This window comes from Microbacterium sp. Leaf288, from assembly GCF_001422925.1.
Taxonomy (GTDB): Bacteria; Actinomycetota; Actinomycetes; order Actinomycetales; family Microbacteriaceae; genus Microbacterium.
Genome location: NZ_LMNI01000001.1, coordinates 539,942 through 558,820 on the forward strand (window position 1 = coordinate 539,942; position 18,879 = coordinate 558,820).

Annotated in this window: 15 protein-coding genes; 13 read left to right on the forward strand and 2 right to left on the reverse strand. The window is 71.3% G+C overall.

What is annotated here, in order from left to right:
• Window positions 1-40 precede the first annotated feature (40 nt).
• Window positions 41-718, forward strand: a complete 678-nt coding sequence (locus ASF40_RS02240) for a DNA-3-methyladenine glycosylase (protein ID WP_056365760.1) — start codon at window positions 41-43, stop codon at window positions 716-718.
• On the opposite strand, the gene ASF40_RS02245 is transcribed toward ASF40_RS02240, so the two are convergent.
• Window positions 702-6,104 carry an SCO7613 C-terminal domain-containing membrane protein gene (locus tag ASF40_RS02245; RefSeq protein WP_157549352.1) on the reverse strand — a complete coding sequence of 1,801 codons (5,403 nt, stop codon included), beginning with the start codon at window positions 6,102-6,104 and terminating at the stop codon, window positions 702-704. The genes ASF40_RS02240 and ASF40_RS02245 overlap by 17 nt on opposite strands.
• 392 nt (window positions 6,105-6,496) lie before the next feature.
• Here ASF40_RS02245 and rpmB point away from each other — a divergent pair, with 392 nt between their 5' ends.
• From rpmB to ASF40_RS02290, 9 genes are all read left to right on the forward strand, one after another.
• A complete protein-coding gene (gene rpmB / locus ASF40_RS02250; protein WP_013584774.1) occupies window positions 6,497-6,733 on the forward strand; it encodes a 50S ribosomal protein L28 in 237 nt (78 codons plus the stop codon).
• Entirely contained in the window at window positions 6,733-6,903 is a 171-nt protein-coding gene (gene rpmG / locus ASF40_RS02255) for a 50S ribosomal protein L33 (protein ID WP_018173550.1), read from the forward strand. The genes rpmB and rpmG overlap by 1 nt, the downstream gene beginning before the upstream one ends.
• Before the next feature lie 3 nt (window positions 6,904-6,906).
• Window positions 6,907-7,212: a 30S ribosomal protein S14 gene (gene rpsN, locus ASF40_RS02260; RefSeq protein ID WP_018173549.1), complete on the forward strand. Its 306-nt coding sequence runs from the start codon at window positions 6,907-6,909 to the stop codon at window positions 7,210-7,212.
• A gap of 127 nt (window positions 7,213-7,339) precedes the next feature.
• Complete coding sequence (locus tag ASF40_RS02265; RefSeq protein WP_056365765.1) at window positions 7,340-8,866, forward strand: alpha-N-arabinofuranosidase; 1,527 nt, start codon at window positions 7,340-7,342, stop codon at window positions 8,864-8,866.
• Between the two features lie 35 nt (window positions 8,867-8,901).
• The gene (locus ASF40_RS02270) at window positions 8,902-9,903 is read left to right on the forward strand and encodes a LacI family DNA-binding transcriptional regulator (protein WP_056365767.1); all 1,002 of its coding nucleotides are present in this window, start codon (window positions 8,902-8,904) and stop codon (window positions 9,901-9,903) included.
• Between the two features lie 98 nt (window positions 9,904-10,001).
• Window positions 10,002-10,979 carry a carbohydrate ABC transporter permease gene (locus ASF40_RS02275; protein WP_235560124.1) on the forward strand — a complete coding sequence of 326 codons (978 nt, stop codon included), beginning with the start codon at window positions 10,002-10,004 and terminating at the stop codon, window positions 10,977-10,979.
• Window positions 10,976-11,857 carry a carbohydrate ABC transporter permease gene (locus ASF40_RS02280; RefSeq protein WP_235560100.1) on the forward strand — a complete coding sequence of 294 codons (882 nt, stop codon included), beginning with the start codon at window positions 10,976-10,978 and terminating at the stop codon, window positions 11,855-11,857. Before ASF40_RS02275 ends, ASF40_RS02280 begins: the two co-directional genes overlap by 4 nt.
• A 75-nt stretch (window positions 11,858-11,932) precedes the next feature.
• On the forward strand, window positions 11,933-13,195 hold the full coding sequence (locus tag ASF40_RS02285; RefSeq protein WP_056365770.1) for an ABC transporter substrate-binding protein: 1,263 nt from the start codon (window positions 11,933-11,935) through the stop codon (window positions 13,193-13,195).
• 95 nt (window positions 13,196-13,290) lie between these two features.
• The gene (locus tag ASF40_RS02290; RefSeq protein ID WP_056365773.1) at window positions 13,291-14,427 is read left to right on the forward strand and encodes an alpha/beta hydrolase; all 1,137 of its coding nucleotides are present in this window, start codon (window positions 13,291-13,293) and stop codon (window positions 14,425-14,427) included.
• Window positions 14,428-14,696: 269 nt separating this feature from the next.
• On the opposite strand, the gene ASF40_RS02295 is transcribed toward ASF40_RS02290, so the two are convergent.
• Window positions 14,697-15,557, reverse strand: coding sequence for an alpha/beta hydrolase (locus tag ASF40_RS02295; RefSeq protein ID WP_056365776.1), 861 nt, complete (start codon window positions 15,555-15,557; stop codon window positions 14,697-14,699).
• Between the two features lie 167 nt (window positions 15,558-15,724).
• On the opposite strand from ASF40_RS02295, the gene ASF40_RS02300 reads away from it, so the two are divergent.
• From ASF40_RS02300 to ASF40_RS02310, 3 genes are all read left to right on the forward strand, one after another.
• Entirely contained in the window at window positions 15,725-16,318 is a 594-nt protein-coding gene (locus tag ASF40_RS02300) for a TetR/AcrR family transcriptional regulator (protein WP_056365779.1), read from the forward strand.
• Window positions 16,319-16,531: 213 nt separating this feature from the next.
• On the forward strand, window positions 16,532-16,819 hold the full coding sequence (locus ASF40_RS02305; RefSeq protein WP_045301792.1) for an HU family DNA-binding protein: 288 nt from the start codon (window positions 16,532-16,534) through the stop codon (window positions 16,817-16,819).
• Window positions 16,820-16,896: 77 nt separating this feature from the next.
• Window positions 16,897-18,876 carry a cytochrome c oxidase assembly protein gene (locus ASF40_RS02310; RefSeq protein WP_056365783.1) on the forward strand — a complete coding sequence of 660 codons (1,980 nt, stop codon included), beginning with the start codon at window positions 16,897-16,899 and terminating at the stop codon, window positions 18,874-18,876.
• The last annotated feature ends 3 nt before the right edge of the window (window positions 18,877-18,879 follow it).

An 18,879-nucleotide genomic window follows, 5' to 3' on the forward strand; every position in this document is an offset into this window, starting at 1 on the left:
GGCTGATCGCGGCCACGACGCGCGGACGTAGACTCGGCCCATGGCGCGGGACCTGTGGCGTGCGGCGACCCGCGCGGACCTGCAGGGTCTTCCCGCCGACGTCGCGCCGCGCCTGCTCGGCGCCCGCCTCACGACCGTGGTCGACGGCGAGACGGTGGCGGTGCGCCTCACCGAGGTCGAGGCCTACCACGGGCGCGGCACCGGACCGGTGCCCGATCCGGGCTCGCACGCGCGCATGGGGCAGACCGCCCGCAACGCCACGATGTGGGGCGAACCCGGGCATCTGTACGTGTACCTCAGTCACGGCATCCACTCGTGCGTGAACGTCGTGTGCGGTCCCGAGGGGGTCGCCGGCGGTGTGCTGCTGCGGGCGGGCCAGGTGATCGAGGGGACGGATGCTGCGACCCGCCGCCGACCGGCGGCCCGCACTCCGCGCGACCTGGCGCGCGGACCGGGCCGGTTCGGCGACGCGGTGGGGCTGCGGCATCCGCTGCACGACGGCATCGACGCGATCACCGGTGCGCCGCTCCACGGCGCAGTGGCACGGCTGGAGCTGCTCGCCGACCCGCTCGCCGAGGTGGCGTCGGGCCCGCGCGTCGGCGTCGCGGGCGTTGCCGGCACCGCCGTGTTCCCGTGGCGATACTGGATCCCCGGCGAGCCGACCGTGTCGCCGTTCCGCTGGGGGCGCGGCGCGCGCGAGGTCAGCGAAGCGACGTGACCGCGACGACGGTCGTGCGCAGCGCCTTCATGTTCTTCTCGTAGCGGGCGGCCATGAAGATGAGCAGCGCGCCGCCCAGGCCGAGCCACAGCCACCACGGCACGGCGACGTAGGTAGTGGAGATCCACGGCCACAGCTGGGCGACCGCGTGCACGACCAGCACCGCCGAGCCGAGCAGGAGGGGCGCCTGCAGCCGGTAGGTCGCGCCGACCACCACCATTGCGATCGCGACGACGCCGAGCGAGACGATGCGCCAGAGCTCGGGCCCGCCCAGCCACCCCGCTTCGGCGGCCACTCCGGACGGGGACCCCGCGAAGTCGGTCAGCAGCGACGGCACGGTCAAGAGCGCCAGCCACGGGCCGAGTGTCGGCCACGTGCGCGACGCCGGTTCGCGGCGCAGGGTGCGCACGCCGTACGCGATGCCGCCGAGCGCCGGCGGCGCCGTGACCAGTTCGATGGGGCGCACGTCCCCGGCCGTGAGCGCCAGGATGCCGAAGCCGGCGCCCGCGATCGCAGCCGCGATCACCAGGGCCAGTCCGAGCCGGGCGCGTGCCGCCGTGCCGACCACGGTGGCCGCCGTCAGCGCCGACATCACCGCGGCGGTGCGCAGCTCGTCGCCCGTCTGCTGCACCAGCAGCAGCTGCAGCTCGGCGAGGGCGAACAGCACCGATGCGACCGCGAAGCCCGCACCGGCGGTGAGGCCGACCGCGCGCGACGGCGTCGCGCGCAGCGCAGCCAGGGCGACCGCTCCTGCGATCCCCGCCCCTGCCACGGCCCAGAGGTCGGGCTCGAGGCCGCCGGCGGGTGCGATCTCGAAGAACCGCGCGCCGCACGCGACCACCGCGACGACGAGTCCGCCCACGGCCAGCACCCCGCCGAGCGGCGCCCAGCGCCGCAGGCCCAGCACCGAGGCGCCCGCGACGCCGAGCACGCCGCCGATGACGGCGGTCACGGTCGTGAGCACGAGATCGGCGTCCGGACGCGTGAGCGACATCGCGACGAGCAGGGCCGTCCCGGCGCCGGCCAGGGCGGCCGCACCGCGGGCGGCGGCATCCGCTGCTGCGCGTGCCGTCAGCAGGACGGCCACCGCCACGACGCCGAGGCCCGCGACGATCGCCGCCGCCGCGTCGCCCGCGACGGCCGGCGGGACGAGCCCGCGCAGCCCCATCAGGACGGCGGCGAAACCGAGCAGCATCGCGGTCGGGGTGCGCAGCGACCAGATGTCCACGAACCGCGGGGTCCGCGGCACGGACGGCGCGACGGCTGCCGCGGGCGGCGCTGCGTACGCCGGTGGCGCGGCAGGATGCACGGGGGAACCCGCGGGCGGAGCGTAGGCGGAGAGCTCTTCGGACGGGGCACTCGTCGCGAACGGGCCGGGCGGGATGGGCGCCGCAGCACCCCGGGCAGACGCCGGCGGCGCGGCGACCTGCGCCGCTGTGGGCGCGGGCGCCGCGGCGACGCGCTCGCGCGCAGGCTCGCGCAGCGCTGCCACCCCGGCCGCCGCCGCGAGGGTGAGCGCGATGTACGCCCAGAGGCGCGCGGGCTCGGCCGCGACCAGGAGGCTCGGCGCGGTGGCGAGCACCACACCCACGATCCACGCGGGGCCCTCCGCGGCGGGCCAGACATCGCCGGCCCGCCGACGCCGGAGCATGCCGAGCACGGCCCCGACGAGACACATCGCGGCGACGGGGAGCGACACCGCCTCTACCTCGGTCGCCGCACCCAGCACCCAGCCCGCGGCGCCGACCGCGAAGGCCCCCGCGAGCGAGATCCAGCGGGTCGCGCCGGTCAGCGGAAGGCGGTTCAGCCCCGCGGCGGCGAGATGCAGTGCGGCGAGCATGATGATCGTCCCCGCGACGATGCGCGGCTCGTCGGCGATCGGCAGGATCGCGACGATCGCCGCGATGACGGCTGCCGGGGGCACGATGAGTGCGTAGAGCCCGGACGCCAGACGGCTCGGCCGCGCGAGGGTCGCGCCCCAGCCCGACGCGTACGCGACCGCGACCAGCAGCACGAGCCAGAGCACCTGCGAGCCCTGCCCTTCGAACGCGCGCTCGACGGCGACGAGCCCGATCGCGATCACGGCGACGCCGGCCCCGAGCGGAGCGGCGGGACGGATGCTGCGCACCGGCGTGAACGACAGCGCCAGGCACACCGCCACGGCGACGAGGGCGATGACCACGCCCCGCAGCGGCTCCCCGCTCCACCCCTCGACGGCGGGAGCCCACAGCCCGAGCGCGAGACCGCCGGCGAGGGCGATGCTCGCCTCGACGCGGCGGCGCAGCCGCACCAGCAGCGCGGCGAAGACCACGAGCACCACGGCCGACGGCACGACGTACGACTCCACCGTGTACGACATGTCGGGGGTGCCGGCGTCGAGCCACGTCCACCACGCCGCGATCGCGGCGACGAGCGCCGGCCACGCCAGCAGTCGGCGGGGGCCGTCGAGGAGCGGCATCCCGTTCCGCTTCGTCGCGAAGCGATCGTCGGCAGGATCCGCCGCGATCGCCCCCACCCACCCGCGGGACACGGATGCCGCGGCGAAGCCCACGGCGACGATCGCGAGTGCGGCCCATACGAGCAGAGGAGTCACCGGCCACACCACGACGAGCACCGTGAGGGCAGCGCCGAGATCGGCGGCGAGCCTGCGGAGCACGCGATCCGTCGGGCGCGGCCGCGGCGGGGAGGGGGCGATGTCGGCCGGCCACTGCGAGACGGGTGCGGGCGGAGCCTCGTTCGCTTCGCGTCGCGGGAACGCGGTGGCCGCCGCGACGAGCGGAACGACGACCGCCGCGGCGGTGAGGGCGAGCGGCGCCCCTTCCGTGTCGCGCAGACCGAACGTGCCGAGCACGTCGTAGGTCGTCGCGGCTGCGACCGGGGCCGTCAGCGCCGCGGCGAGGATCGTCGGCACCCCGGCGACGCGGGTGACGCCGAAGGCGACGATCGTGAGGCCGGCGAGCAGCAGGGCGCCCCGCGCGATGCCGAGGCCCGGCTCGCCGATCGCCGTCAGCAGCGGGTTCGCCGAGGGCTCGGCACCCGGCGTCGTCACAGCGGTGAACGCGCCGACGAGGCTGAACGCCGCGAGCACCTCGGCGGCGACGGCCAGCGCGATGCGGCTCGCGCGTTCCACAGGCAGCAGGATCGCCGCGACGAGGGTCGCGACGGCCACCCACTGCAGCAGCGTCGCGATCACCGGGCCCGGCTCGCCCGTCAGGCCGGTCACCGCCGCGAGGGCGCTCGGGGCGAACAACGTCGACAGCGCGGCGACGGCGACCGGGGCGACGGCCGCCACGACCGCGGCGATGTCGGTCGGCCGCAGCACGAGCCGCAGCGCGATCGGGTACGCCATCGCGACGCCGATCCCGACGAGCCACAGCCACGGCGTGGCCACGCCGCCGACGTATGCGGTCGCGGCGGCGATCCCGCCGGCGACCAGGTACCCGATCGGAAGGCCTCTGGCGAGGAGTCCCTCGCCGGGATCGACCGCACCGTCGGCGTCGACGCCGTTGCGGCGGCGCTTTCGGATCCGGAGCACCGCGACGACGGCCACCGCGGCGACGACCAGGACGACCGCGATCGCCACGACGACGGCCGGGACGGCCGTCCGCGCGCCCGCGACCAGCAGGAGGACCGTCGCCACGGCCGGCACGAACGGGCGCAGCACCGGTCCTCGCAGCGAGGGCGTCGCGAGCAGCAGGCCGCCGATGACCACGGCGGTGATCACCGCGAGCAGCGGGACCTCGGGGGCTCCGGCCGGGAGGGTGAAGGCATCCGTCCGCCACGCCGTCCACGAGGCGCCGATCGTCACGATCGCCTGCGTGACCCACGTGAGGATGATGGCGACGATCGACAGCCCGGCGACGACCGCGGACGCGATCGCCGCGGGCACCCACGCGGGTGCGCCGCGTCGGCTGCGCACGACGTCGATCGCGACGGCGACGAGCACGGCCAGCACGGGGGCGACCAGCACGCCGTACACCGGGAGGCCGCTGCGCATCGCGAGCTGCCAGCCCGCGAGCCCCGCGGCCGCGGTCGCGACCACCGAGGCGACGCCCGAGACCACGACGGCGGCGGGAAGACGAGCGCCGTCGACCGTCCGATGGGCGAGCCACGCATGCGCGATGCCCAGCACGACGAGCCCGATGCCCGACCAGATCACGACCGGCAGCGCGCCCCCGGTCAGGAACCCCGCGGCGAGACCCGCCGCGACCAGGGCAGCCACCCCGCTGAGCGCGAGCACGAGGCGCTCGACCGCATGGTCCTCGCCGCGCCGCGCCGAGGACCAGGGTGCGGGAAGCGCGTGCACCAGCCCGCCGGCGGCGGCGCCGAGCAGGCCGGCGGTGAGGGCTTCCGCGGGTGGCAGCGACGTCAGCCCGCCCACGAGGAATCCGAGGCCTGCCGGCAGGGCGAGCGAGGCGGCGAGGTCGGGTCCGCGCAGGTGCGAGACGCGCGCCCACAGGCGGCAGATCACCGCGACGACGAGAGCGGACACCCCCGTGTACAGCGCTGCGTCGGTCGACCCCGTGCCGAACAGGTCGTTCGCCCGTACGGCCCAGGCGTCCAGCGCGAGCAGTCCCACACCGAGCGCGCCGATCCCCTCGGCCGTCGCCCCCAGGTCGCGGCGGCGCAGCCACGAGGCCAGCGCGATCGTGGCGAGGGTGATGCCGCCGATGATGAGCGCGCGCACCGCGATGCCCCACAGGAACCACGCCAGCAGCAGGAAGAAGACCGCGGCGATGCCGACCAGCGAGACGCCGACGATGAGCAGCAGCACCGGCACGGTCAGCCGGCGGCGGGGAGCGGATGCCGCCACCGCGACCGGTGCGGACGGCCCGGGTCCTTGCGGGCCAGAGGCGGCGGGTGCGGGCGGCTTCGGGGGCACGACGATCTCGGGCGCCGTCGTCGCGGCTGCCGCGAGGGTGGACTCCGGCACGGTCACGAGCTCGATCGCGTCGGGCGCTGTGAGGGACGCGCCCTCCGCCGCGGGCTCGGCCACGACGGCGATGGCGCCGGTCGGCGGTGCCGAGGCGCCGAGCATCGCCTCGGCGGCGGGCGCCAGGTGCACGGCGACGCCTGCGTCGGCGACGGCCGCGACGAGCTCCGGCGCTGCGGCCACGGTCGCGGGTGCAGCATCCGCTGTCGCCGCGGATGCCGTCGCGTGCGCGAGGCGGATCTCGTCCATCAGCTGCTGACGCGACAGCTCCAGCGTGAGCATCTGGCGGCCGAGCTCGAGCACGCGCGGGGCGCCCGGGTCGGTCAACGCGAAGCCGCACGCGGGGCATACCCGCGCGGTGACGGCGGTGAAGCACGACGGGCATCGGTGCGCGTCGGCGAGATCGAACGGAGACGCAGGCCACAGGGGTCCGTCGTCGTGCGTTGCGCTCATGTCCATCCCCTCTCCCGGGATTGACGACATGGTCCACCCGGATCCGACGCGTGCGCGAGACTTTGTAGACAGGCACAGGGCCCTCGGTGCCCCAGGCGCCTCGTATTGGACCACGTGTCAGGAGAGATTCCTGCCCAGGAATATAGCGCGGCGGGCGCGGGTCGCCTCGCAGCCTCCACGGCTGGAGGTCGAACCGGGCCGCGTCAAGTGCGACACGCCGTCCGTGCTAGACTGACTCTTTGTCTGCGCGCCTCCAGCACGCAGTACGCGTTTCGACTCGCTTCGCTCGCTCAACGACCGGAAACTTCCGGGCGATGGCGGCGTGCGTCGAGATGCAGACAAGGGATCTTGGGTGAGGTCGTCCGGCCTCACGGTACTAAGGAGACATCACCATGGCAGCAGTGTGCCAGGTGACCGGAGCAGTTCCCGGCTTCGGTCACAACATCTCGCACTCGCACCGCCGGACGAAGCGCCGCTTCGACCCGAACGTGCAGAAGAAGACCTACTTCGTTCCGTCGCTGGGTCGCAACATCAAGCTCAACGTCTCGGCCAAGGGCATCAAGGTCATCGACGCTCGCGGCATCGAGGCGGTCGTGCGTGACCTCCAGGCGAAGGGTGTGAAGCTCTAATGGCCAAGAAGGCACAGGACGTCCGTCCGATCATCAAGCTGCGTTCGACCGCGGGCACGGGTTACACCTACGTCACGCGCAAGAACCGCCGCAACAACCCCGACCGCATCGTGCTCAAGAAGTACGACCCGGTCATCCGCAAGCACGTCGATTTCCGAGAGGAGCGTTGATCCATGGCTAAGAAGAGCAAGATCGCGCGCAACAAGCAGCGCCAGGAGGTCGTCGACCGCTACGCCGCCAAGCGCCTTGAGCTGAAGAAGGCGCTCGTTTCGCCGACGTCGACCGACGAGGAGCGCGAAGCCGCTCGCGTGGGCCTGCAGAAGCTGCCCCGCAACGCGTCGCCGGTCCGCCTGCGCTCGCGCGACGTCATCGACGGCCGCCCCCGCGGTGTCCTCACGAAGTTCGGCATCTCGCGTGTCCGCTTCCGTGACATGGCGCACCGTGGCGAGCTGCCCGGCGTGACCAAGTCGAGCTGGTAAGCACCCGCTTCGCAGAAGGCCCGGAGTTCCTCGGAACTCCGGGCCTTCTGCATTTCCGCTCGACATCGATCGTCCGAATGTGTATCGTTACAAATCGCCTCGCCCCGATGTTTCGAAGGAGAAACCCGTGCCCGACCTCCGCGCTCGCGCCGTCGTCGACCTGGACGTCCCCGGTCCGGTCATCAGCCGCCACCTCTACGGCCACTTCGCCGAGCACCTGGGGCGCTGCATCTACGGTGGCTTCTACGTCGGCGAGGATTCGTCGATCCCCCACGAGCGCGGCATCCGACTCGACGTCGTCGAGGCGCTGAAGGGCATCGGCATCCCGAACCTCCGCTGGCCGGGCGGCTGCTTCGCCGACGAGTACCACTGGCGCGACGGGATCGGCCCGAAAGAGTCGCGGCCCCGCATGGTCAACACCCACTGGGGCGACGTCGTCGAGAACAATCACTTCGGCACGCACGAGTTCATGGACCTGTGCGAGATGCTGGGCGCCGACGCGTACGTCAGCGGCAACGTCGGCTCGGGCAGCGTGCAGGAGATGAGCGACTGGGTCGAGTACCTGACGCGCGACGGCGACAGCCCGATGGCGAGCCTGCGCCGCGAGAACGGGCGCGACGAGCCGTGGAAGGTGCCGTTCTGGGGCATCGGCAACGAGGCCTGGGGATGCGGCGGCAACTTCACCGCCCCGCAATTCGCCTCCGAGGCGCGTCGCTACGCGACCTTCTGCCGCGACCACGGCGACAACAAGCTCTACCGCATCGCCGCCGGCGCGTCCGATGACGACGTGACCTGGACGACGGCGCTCATGGAGGCGCTCAACTGCCTCGGCTGCCAGCGCGACCCGAAGAACATCTTCCAGGCGATCTCGTTCCACTACTACACGCTCGCCGGCACGTGGGAGCACAAGGGCAGCGCCACGTCGTTCTCCACCGAGGACTACTACGCGACGATGTCGAAGGCGCAGGACATCGAGCGCGTCATCAGCGCGCACGCCCGGATCATGGACGCGTATGACCCGGGCCGCAAGGTCGGGCTCGTGCTCGACGAGTGGGGCACGTGGTGGGACGTCGAGGAGGGCACCATCCCCGGGTTCCTGTACCAGCAGAACACCGTGCGCGACGCGCTCGTGGCGGCCGTCCACTTCGACGCGTTCCACCGCAACGCCGACCGCCTGGTGATGGCCAACATCGCGCAGACGGTGAACGTCTTGCAGGCGATGCTGCTGACGGATGCCGAGACCGGCGCCCTCGTGCTCACGCCGACGTACCACGTGTTCGAGATGAGCCGCGGCCACCACGACGCGACGTCGCTCGCCGTCCACGTCCTCGACGCCCCCGACGCCCGCGAGGCGGACGGCCGATCGCTGCAGGTGGTGTCGGCGTCGGCCAGCACGACGGGATCGACGGCGCTGCTCTCGCTGAGCAACCTCGACGCCGAGGCATCCCTCTCCATCGAGGTCGATCTGCGCGGCCGGACGGTGTCGTCAGCGACGGCCCGCGTGCTCACCGGCGACTCCGCCGCCGCGCACAACTCGGCCGAGGCGCCCGAGGCGGTGGCCCCGGTCGCGCTCGACACGGAGCTCGACGGCGGCACGCTGCGGGTCACGCTGCCGGCGCACTCGTTCGCGACGGTGTCGCTGGAGCTGGCCTGACGGCCGGGCCGGCGGCCCACGGATAGAGTTCAGCAATGGCCACCCTGCACGACGTCGCCAAGGCCGCCGGCGTCTCGCCGATGACCGTGTCGAACGTGCTCAACAAGCACCCGCACGTGCGGGCCGAGACGCGTGAGCGCGTGCTCAAGGCGATCGACGACCTCGGTTATCGCGTGAACGTCGCGGCGCGCAACCTGCGTGCGGGGCGCACCAACACGATCGGGTTCGCCGTGCCGGAGGTCGACCGGCCGTACTTCGCCCAGCTCGCGGCGCGCGTCATCGCGAAGGCGCACGAGGCCGGATACCGCGTCGTGATCGAGCAGACCGGCGCCGACCGCGAGAACGAGCTGTCGGCCATCGTGTCGTCGCGCACCCGCATGTACGACGGGCTCATCCTGTCGGCCGTCGGCCTCGGCACCGCCGACCGCGACCTGCTCACGACCGACGTGCCGATGGTGATCCTGGGCGAGAGCGTCTTCGACTCGCCGGTCGACCACATCGCCCTGCCCAACGAGGACGGCACGTACGCCGCGACGATGCACCTGATCGACCGGGGGTGCCGGCGCATCGCGATGGTCGAGGGCGACGACGTCAGCCGCCTCAGCGTCACGTCGCTGCGTCACGCGGGATACCGTCGGGCGCTCGCCGAGCGGGGCATCGAGCCGGACCCTGCGCTCGTCGTCGAGCTGCAGGAGCTGTCGTCCGAGTCCGGACGCCTCGCCGCGCACGGACTGGTCGACCGCGCCGCGGGTGTCGACGGTGTGGTGTGCATCACCGACACCGTCGCGCTGGGCGTGATCCGCGGGCTCGCCGATCGCGGCATCTCGGTCCCCGGCGATGTGAAGGTGGTCGGCTTCGACGACATCCTCGAGGCCCGGTACAGCGTGCCGAGCCTCACCACCATCGACCCCGACCACGAGGAGGTCGCCCGGCTCGCCGTCGACCTCCTGCTCGCCCGCCTGGCGGACTCACCGGACTGGCAGCCCCGGGAGCACGTCACCGGGTTCCGTGTGGTCGCGCGGGAGTCGACCGGATGAATCCGGCATGAGGATCCCGGACCGGCTCTAGACCGGTTGTAACGATACAGGTAGCATTCAGTCCACTTCCGCTGGTCGAAGGAGATCACGTGACACTCATGGAAGAGAGGCCCCGGACAGACACGCGGGTCCTCGTGACGGCGGGCAAGCGCATGTCGCGATGGCTTCGACAGCCGGTCGGCAGCCACGGCCCCGTCTACCGTGCCGATCGGGTGCGGATCAGCCTGTTCCTGGTCCCGATGATCATCGTCTTCATCGTGCTGTTCGCGATCCCGCTGGCGCAGTCGCTGTGGTGGAGCTTCACGGACTTCAACGGGTACTCGTCCGACGCCCAGTTCGTCGGGTTCCGCAACTACGCGAACGTCTTCACCGACCCCTCGATGCTGGCGGGCCTGAGCTTCACGATCCTGTTCACGCTCGCCACGACGATCATCATCACGGCGCTCGCGATCCCGCTCGCCGTCGTCCTCGACCGCGCGTTCTTCGGCCGCAACGCGGTGCGCGCGATCTTCTTCTTCCCCGCCATCCCGTCGGTCGCGATCCTCGGCCTGGTGTGGGGCTTCATCCTCAACCCGCTGGGATCGGGAGCGCTCAACTCGCTCCTCATGTCGATCGCCGGCATCGGGCCGATCCCGTGGCTGTCGAACAGCACGCTGGCGCAGATCAGTGTGATCGCCGTCGCGGTGTGGACCTCGACCGGGTGGCACGCCATCCTCTACCTCGCCTACCTGCAGTCCATCCCCGGCGACTACTACGAGGTCGCTCGCATCGACGGTGCGTCGGGGTTCCAGCGCTTCTTCTACATCACGCTTCCGCTGCTGCTGCCGGCGATGACGGTGAGCTGGCTGCTGCTGATGACGGGCGGGCTCAAGGTCTACGACCTGCCGATCACGCTGACCAAGGGCGGCCCCGGCTTCTCGACCTTCACGATCACGCAGACGATCATCCAGAACGGCGTCTCGCAGGCGAAGTACGGCCAGGCGTCCGCGCTCGCGGTGATCTTCATGGTCGCGGTGGGGGCGATCGTCGCCCTGCAGCTCTTCCTCTCCCGCCGCCTCGAGGGGAGGTTCTCATGAGCGTCCGCGAAGCCGCCGTGCCCGCAGCATCCGTCCCCGCCGTCAAGATGCGCCGCCGTGAACGGGTGCTGTCGCGCCCGGGCGCGATCGTCACGAGCCTCGTGATGATCCCCCTCGCGGTGCTCGTGGGGCTGCCGTTCTACTACCTCGTCATCAACACGCTCAAGACGCAGGCCGAGACCACGGCGTCTCCGCTGGCCCTGCCGGCCACGTTCAACCTCGACAACTACATCCGCGTGTTCACCGAGGTCCCCGTCGCGCAGGCGTTCCTCAACACGCTGTACGTGACGGTCGCCTCGATCCTGCTCATGCTGCTGATCGGGTCGATGGCCGCGTTCTCGGTCATCATGCGGACGTCGCGGCTCATGGTCGTCCTGCTGGTGATCGCGTTCCTCGTACCCGGCCAGGTGACCCTGATCCCGCTGTACCGGCTGCTGAGCGACGCGCGGCTCGTCGACACCCTCGAGGGGCTCATCATCCTCTACTCCGCGGGGGCGGTGTTCTGCTACTTCCTCATCGTCGGCTACATGCGCACGCTCCCCGGCGAGGTGATCGAGGCCGCGCGCATCGACGGCGCCGGGCCGTGGCAGATCTACTGGCGGATCGCTCTCCCGCTCATCCGGCCGATCCTGGTGACTGTCGGCGTCTTCCAGACGATGTGGGTCTGGAACGACTTCCTGCTGCCGGTCGTCTTCATCAGCTCGACAGAGAAGCAGACCCTGGTCCTGCAGACCTACAAGGCGGTCGGCGAGTTCACGACCGACTGGCCGATGTTCCTGACGCTCAGCGTCATCGTCCTGATCCCGATGGTGATCTTCTTCATCGCGATGCAGCGCCACATCGTGCGCGGCCTCATCGCGGGAAGCGTCAAGGGCTGAGATGCACCGCTCGCACGGCGGTACACGCGGAAGCTTCCGCAACCTGTAACGATCCAACAACCGAAAGGCACAGCAATGACGCATACCTTCCCCTCCGCCCGGGCGTCGGTCCGGCTGGCTGCCGGCGCCGCCGCAGTGGCCACGGCCGTGGCGCTCGCCGGCTGCTCCGGAACACCCGCCGACGACCGGACGGTGCTCACCTTCTTCTCGTGGTCGAACGAAGAGACCATGACGCCCGTGATCGAGGCCTTCGAAGAGGAGAACCCCGACATCCGCGTCGAGTTCTCCTCGGCGCCGCCGGTCGCGGAGTACATCTCCACGCTGCAGAACCGCCTCGGCTCCAACACCGCCGCCGACGTCTTCGTCATCGCGGCCGAGAACAAGACGAACCTCATCGAGGGCGGGTTCGTCGAGGACCTCAGCGACGAGCCGTTCATGGACGTCGCGTCGGAGTTCAACACGGCGACCTACGCGGGTCCCGGCGGCGAGGCGTACGGGCTGTCGCTGTCGTCGTGGGCGTCGGGCATCGTCTACAACGAGGACCTCCTGGCCGAGCACGGGTACGACGAGTTCCCCACCGACTGGGACTCCTTCGTCGAGATGCTGACCACGCTCAAGAGCGACGGCGTCGTGCCCTTCCTCGAGTCGTGGCAGGGCTTCCCGACCTCGCTGGGGTCGGCCGTCGGCCTCGCGAACTACGAGCAGGGTGGCGACGTCGACGCGCAGATCTTCGCGGGCGAGTCCACCTTCGAGGACCTCTGGACAGACCCCCTCACCCCGTGGGACGAGCTGATCGCCGAGGGCGTGCTGAGCCCCGACATGGTCGGCCTCACCGGCGACCAGGTGCGTGACGAGTTCGTCGGGGGACGCGTCGCGATGATCACCACGGGTCCGTGGGACGTCGGCACGATCCGTGAAGCCGCCCCCGACCTGAACTTCACGTTCGCGGGCGTGCCCCAGGAGGGCGGCGAGCCCTTCTTCACCGGCGCCGCGTCGCCCGGCTACGCCATCAACACCGCCGCGAAGGAGCCGGAGGCCGCGAAGAAGTTCCTGGAGTTCCTGGCCAGCGAGGAGGGCGTGCGCATCTTCCAGGAGCAGACCAACGACATGACGACCACGTCGAACTACACCCCGACGATCGACGAGTCGCTCGAGGTGCCGTTCCAGGCGCTGCTCGACGGCAAGTTCTACCTGCCGATGATCTCGTGGCCCAAGTACCAGGACGCGCTGTACACCGAGCTGGTCGCGCAGATCCAGCTCATGGCGCAGGGTCAGGCCACTCCGGCCGACGTCGGGGCGGCCCTCGACGCCAAGCTCGCGCAGGAGTCGGGCGAGTAGGCCCGGTCTTCTCGGGCCCGGAGTTCCTCGGAGCTCCGGGCCTTGCGCTTTGTCAAGCGCCGTGCGGCCGCGGCCGGCCGCGCGAGGATGGGATCATGCGGCTGGATCCGTTCTTCGACGAGCGCCTGAGAGTGCACCGCAAGTACCTGCTCGACAAGGCCACGGGGTCGATGCGCGCGCGGCTCGCCGCCCTCTGGCCTTTCCCGCGGGTCGCCGCGCCGACCGCGGCCGCCGAGGCGAGCGCGCCGAGCACCGCCGAGGCGACGGGTTCCACCGTCGAGGCGCGTGCGCAGCAGCGCACGAAGAAGCCGGAGAAGCCGACGCTCGGTCCCCGGGCTCAGGCCCGCGCGCGCAAGCGCCGCGCCGCGCTCGCATGGGATCGCACGGAGCTGCGCACGGTGGGGGTCGCGGGGCCCGAGGTGCGCATCGCCGAGCACCGCGTTGACGTGCCGGGCCGCCCGTCGGTGCGCGTGCGCATCTACTTCCCGTCCGAGGCGGCCGACGCGCCGGTGCCCGCCGTGCTCGCGTTCTTCGGCGGCGCGTTCCGCATCGGGGGGATCGACTATCCGACGACGGATGCCGGATTCCGCCGTCGTGCCGTCGACGCCGAGGTCGCGATCGCCGCCGTCGATTACGCCCTCGCGCCCGACCACCAGTACCCCGTGCCCGTGGAGCAGGGGTACGCGGCGCTCCAGTGGCTGTTCGCGCAGGCGGAGGAGCTCGGCATCGACCCGGGGCGCATCGGAGTGCTCGGCACCTCCGCCGGGGGCAACATCGCCGCTGCAGTGACCCTCATGAACCGCGACCGCGGCGGGCCGGACCTCCGGCTCCAGCTGCTCGAAGTGCCCGTGGTCGACCTCACGGGGGCGCACCTCGATCTGAGCGCGACCCGGGCTCTCGGCATCCCTCGATTCATCGCGGTCCGCGAGCTTCGCTCGGTCGCCCGCACCTACCTGCCGTCGAAGCGGAGAGCCCGTGAGTCCTACGCGTCGCCGCTGCGGGCCGCGTCGCACGAGGGCCTGCCGCCGGCGGTGATCCTCACGGCCGAGTACGACCCGCTCCGCGGTGACGGCGACGCCTACGGCGCGGCGCTGCGCACGGCCGGCGTCGACGCGAGCGTCGTGCGCTATCAGGGCGTGACGCACGACACCCCGATCTTCCTCGCCGTCCTCCCCGCGGCCCGCCGCTGGCACGACGACGTCGTCGCCGCGCTGCGCCGCCTGCACGCCTGACCTCACCCCGCGGATCCGGAAACTCGGGCTTCTCGCCTGTTTCCGGATGCTGCGACCGCGACCGCTCCGGAAACGCGACGATTCTCCGAATTCCGGATCCGCGAGAAGGTGGGGGGACGGACGGCGAAGGCCCGGGGCTCGAAGAACCCCGGGCCGCTGCGTCCCACCGCGGACACCGGCCGGGACACCACCCGGCCGCCGAACCACCAGATGGACTGGGAGCTCGACGACCGGCTGCTGTCGGCGCGGCGCCGGGGCGCAGCATCCGTCTACTGCGCCGCCTCCGTCTCTGAGGCCGGAGCCGTCTCGCGCACCTGGTGGGTGGTCGCCCACTGGAGGGCATAGTCGGCGATCTCCTCCCAGCCGTCCTGGCTCACCAGGCGGTGGGTGCGGCCCGCGTACTCCTTGTACTCGACGATCGCGGGGCTGCCGGTGCCGGTGTACTTCTTCACGACCGCCTTGCCGATCGCCGGCGGCACGACGTGGTCGATCTCGCCGGTGATGATGAGCAGCGGCGCGCGGTCGGTGCGGCCGTAGTCGACGTGGGTGACGCCGCCCTTCTCGTTGAGCACCGATGCCACGCCCTCGAAGAAGACCCGGTTGTACGAGTTGACCGCGTACTCCTCCCAGAGCCTGTCGGACTCCTCCCGCGGCAGGTCGTTGCCGAAGGTGAAGTGGAAGTGGCGCTTCGAGAGCGGCTTGGCGCCGTTGCGGCCGAACGGGTTCGACAGGATCGGGGTGCCGGTCCACAGGGTGGAGAGCGGCAGCGTGGTGACACCGGCGGTCTGTCCGGGGGCGACGCCCACGTACGCGACGCCGAGGCCGCGGTCGGCGAGCATCTGCGTGAGGACTCCCCCGAAGGAGTGGCCGATGATGATCGGCTTCTCGGGGAGCTCGCGGATGATGCGCTCGTAGTTGTCGGCGATCTGCTTCAGGCCGATGCCCTTGAGCGCCTCGGGGTTGCTGCGGATGTCTTCGACCGTGCGGTCGTCGATTCCGGGCCAGCCCGGGACGATGACCTGGTGGCCGGCGGCGCGGAAGCGCTCGGCCCACGTGTCCCAGCTCTTGGGGGTCATCCAGAGGCCGTGGATGAGGACGATCGGGGTCTTGGTCGTGGTGCTCTCGTTCATGTCGTGCTCCTCGGTGGTGTCGTGCGGTGGTTTCGGATGTTTCTCAGGCTCCGGATCCTGGTGTGTCTCCGGCTGATGTGTCCGATGGTAGACCGAACGTTCTATCTACGCAATACTATTCCCAAGATTTTCTGGAATGGCACGATGGAAGGACCTGAGGGGGATCCATGAGCACCACAAGTGCCGCGCCTGCCGCGGCGAGCCGCCCGTCGCCGGCGCGTCAGCGGCTGCTGGAAGCCGCGACGCAACTCTTCTACAACGAGGGCATCCACTCGGTGGGTGTCGATCGCATCATCGAGGAGGCCGGCGTCACGCGGGCCACGATGTACAAGCAGTTCGCGGGCAAGGAGGGCCTCGTGCTCGCCTACCTCGAGGGGGAGGACCAGGGCCTGCGGGCGCTGTTCGCGCAGGCGGCGCAGGCCGGGGGCGCCCCGGATGCGCTGCTGGACCTCGTGGTCGCCGGCATCGAGCAGGACATCCGCGACCGGCACACGCGAGGCTGCCCCTTCATCAACGCCGCGGCCGAGTATCCCGACCGAGGGCCGGTGCGCGATCTCATCGCCGACCACCGCGAGTGGTTCCGCGGAACTCTCCGGCAGCTGGCCGAGGGAGCGGGGCTGCGCGATCCCGAGGGGGTCGCCGCATCCCTCGTCCTGCTGCGCGATGCGGCGCTCGTCGGCGGCTATCTCGACGGCCAGGACCGGGTCGGCCCGGCGTTCGCCCGCACCGCCCTCGAGCTCATCGCCGCGCACAAGGGCTGAACGCTGTCGGCGTAATCGAGGCTCACGAGCCACATTTGTCACTCTTTTCACACGACACGCGGCCTGAATCGGCAGAAATCCGCAGAAATACGCGGTTCTGTCGGCCTGGTCGGGTACATTCGGGACCGGTCGATAGGACCAGCCGGGGGGCGAAGCCGTCCGGTCCGAGCAATGACAAGACGGCACTCTCGTCGTCTTTGGAGGACATACCAAATGGCCGACAAGACCATCACCAAGACCGAGCTCGTCGCGAGCATCGCGAGCGCGACCGGCCAGAGCCAGTCCGCCGTCTCTGGCGTGCTCGACTCCCTCTTCTCCACCGTCTCCGACGCGGTCGCCGCCGGCAGCAAGGTCTCGATCCCGGGCTGGATCGCCTTCGAGCAGGTCGCCACGTCGGCTCGCACGGGCCGCAACCCGCAGACCGGCGAGGAGATCAAGATCCCCGCGGGCAAGCGCGTCAAGGTCACCGCGGGCTCGAAGCTGAAGGCCGCCGTCAAGTAATTCCGACGCAGACCTCTGGAGAGGGGATGCCGCGACCCGCGGCATCCCCTCTCTCTTCGTAAACGTAGGCTGGAGACGTGAACCCCCGCGCCCTGCGGGCCGTCGGGCCCGTCATCCTCGTCGTGGCCGCGCTCGCCGTCATGGTGTGGGCGCTGGCGTTCGGCGGGGGCGCCGCGCCGCTCGCGATCGCCGACCCCGGGCCGTTCGTGCGCTGGGGGCTTCCGACCGCGAAGCTCTTCGTCAACCTCTCGGCCGCCGGCATGGTCGGCGTGCTCGTGACGGCGCTGTTCACGCTGCGGGCCGGGGATCGCGAGTTCGACGTCGCGCTCGACACCGCGTCCATCTCGGCCGCCGTGTTCACGATGGCCGCGGCAGCCACCGGGTTCCTCACGTTCGTGGACGCGTTCAACCCCGTCCTCAGCATCGGCCCGGAGTTCGGGGCCCAGCTCGGCCGCTTCATCGTCGAGACCGAGGTCGGCCGCACGTGGCTCATCACCACGATCGCGGGCGCCGCCCTCACGGTGCTGACCTTCGCCGTGCGCTCCTGGACGGCGACCTTCTTCGTGGCGCTGCTGGCCACGGCATCCCTCGTCCCGATGGGCACCCAGGGCCACTCCGGCGAAGAGGCATTCCACCACGAGGCGATGACTGCGCTGATCCTGCACATCATCGCCGCCGCGGTGTGGCTGGGCGGCCTGCTGCTCATCGTGATCGTGCGGCCGCTGCAATCCCAGGGCGATAGCGTCGCGACCGTCGCCCGCTACTCGAGCATCGCGCTCGCCGCGTTCGTCGTGGTGGCCGTGTCGGGCACGGTGCGGGCCGCGATCGGTCTGCGCGACTGGTCCGCGCTCATCTCGCCGTATGGCCTGATCCTCGGCGTGAAGGTGCTCGCGCTCATCGCGCTCGGCCTCTTCGGCGCCTGGTACCGCACCCGCCTCATCGGGAAGATGAAGATCGCGGATGCTGCCACCCGCGCCTTCTGGACGCTCATCGCCTTCGAGCTCGTGCTCATGGGCGTCGCGAGCGGTGCGGCGGCGGCCCTCGCGCGCACGCCCCCGCCGGTCACGCCGCTGATTCCGAAGACGCCCACGCCCGCGGAGCGCCTCACCGGGGCGCCGCTCCCGCCCGAGCTGACCCTCGACCGCTGGCTCACGGCGTGGAACGTCGACCTCCTGTGGGCGGTCATCGCCGGCTTCGCGATCTTCTTCTACCTCGTGGGCGTCTGGCGCCTGCGCCGGCGCGGCGACGCGTGGCCGGTGTACCGCACGATCATGTGGGTCGTCGGCTGGCTCCTGCTGGTGTGGGTCACCGGCGGCGTCATCAACGTCTACCAGGACTACCTGTTCAGCATGCACATGGTCGGGCACATGCTCCTGACCATGGCGATCCCCCTCCTGCTCGTGCCGGGCGCACCCATCACGCTCGCGGCGCGCGCGATCCACAAGCGCGGCGACGGCACCCGCGGCGGCCGCGAGTGGCTGCTCTGGGTCGTGCACTCGCCGGTGGCGCGCATCCTCACGAACCCGTTCGTCGCCGCTGGTCTCTTCATCGGCTCGCTCTGGGTCTTCTACTACACCGACCTCTTCCGCTGGTCGCTGTACGACCACCTCGGCCACGAGTGGATGATCGCGCACTTCCTCATCACGGGGTACCTGTTCGTGATGAGCCTCATCGGCATCGACCCGGTGCCGTATCGCCTGCCGTACCCGGGGCGCCTGCTCCTGCTCATCGGCGTCATGGCGATGCACGCGTTCTTCGGCATCGCGATCATGATGCAGGAGGGCCTCATGATCGCCGAGTGGTTCGGCTCGATGGGCCGCACGTGGGGTGCGACGCCCCTCGAGGACCAGTACACCGGCGGCGGCATCGCGTGGTCGATCGGCGAGATCCCCACGCTCATCCTCGCGATCACGGTGGCGATCCAGTGGAGCCGCAGCGACGACCGCGAGACCAAGCGTCGCGACCGCCACGCCGACCGCACCGGCGACGCGGAGCTCGAGGAGTACAACGCACGGCTGGCGGCGCTCGCCGAGCGTGACGCGCGCAGCGGCGGCTGAGAA